Raw genomic sequence first — 1151 nt, forward strand, 5'->3', positions numbered from 1 at the left:
GAGATAGATTCAGTAGTAGAGAATGCCTTGCAAGATATAGCACAACAAAGTGGTATTAATACAGGGAAGCTTTTAAAGAATTATAAAGATATAAACAAAGAATATGCAGACTATGCGAAGTTTAAAGAGAGTGATTTTTATAAAGATAGTGTAAAGACTAAAAAGAGAGAAAAAGACTTAAGCGAAGATAGCTTTAATAAAGCTATACTCAAACAAGCACAAAGAGAAGAAGGCTTTAATAACAAAGTCTTTAATCGCATTGCAAATAATACTGATACAAACTTACAAGCCCAAGCTATAAAAGAACTCATACAAAGAAATATAGCTAATGGGAATGGACAATTTAGGGCGGTTAAATGGCAGGAATTAATACAAGATTTAGAAAAGATAGAACATAGCATTACAGATGAAGGCTTAAAGAATCTAGTCTCAAATCTCAAACAAGCACAAAGGCTATATAATGGCGATAATGAGTTTTTACAAGCAATACAGCGAAGTGTAGGAAGCAAACCTGCAAATGTATTAATAAGCAGTGCAAATGGCTTATTTGGCAGAACGCTTTTATTATTCTATAACTTCGTGCATAAGATAATGGCTAGATTTGCAGGGGCTTTAAGTGAAAATCTAGCACATCAAAGCTTAGAAGACCAACTAAGCCTTTATAGAAAGGCAAAGATTCTATGCGGAAGTATTGCGAGGCAATTTTAAGGGTTATCGAGTGAAAGGCGAAGGGAGTGTATTAAGCATACATGACTAAGCCTTGAGCGAAGATTCCCTTAAAAGTGTCCGCAAGACAACGCATTTAATTTAAAGAGATACAAAAGACTTTATACATGTCAGCATAGATTCTATCTCTAAGAACTTGCCAAAAGAGGATAAAGAAACAAGCAAGGTATTAAAAGAGTTAGAATACTGGAAAACACAATTTGACAAAGATGATATAGCAAGTTTCTACACCATAAAAGACGCACAAGAAACTCAAATTGCAATCACAGCCAATAAGCAAGAATTACAAGAGAGAAAAGAAGTTATAGATAATGCTTTGAGTGAAGCTAGAAAAGATATAGAGACTATACAAAAAGAAGTTATAGAATCTAATCCTAACTTCATGCCTACTAGACAAATAGATGACTTTGACAATGAAGCACCTT

At 33.6% G+C, this 1151-nt stretch carries 2 protein-coding genes; both read left to right on the forward strand.

The features are described 5' to 3' along the window. Positions 1–708, forward strand: a 708-nt coding sequence (locus tag T368_RS16045; RefSeq protein WP_034567846.1) for a hypothetical protein, incomplete at its 5' end; no start/stop codon positions are given. A gap of 154 nt (positions 709–862) precedes the next feature. Further along, positions 863–1151, forward strand: a 289-nt coding sequence (locus T368_RS14220; RefSeq protein ID WP_034567847.1) for a hypothetical protein, incomplete at its 3' end; no start/stop codon positions are given.

It is taken from the genome of Helicobacter bilis ATCC 51630 (genome assembly GCF_000686565.1).
Lineage (GTDB): Bacteria > Campylobacterota > Campylobacteria > Campylobacterales > Helicobacteraceae > Helicobacter_A > Helicobacter_A bilis.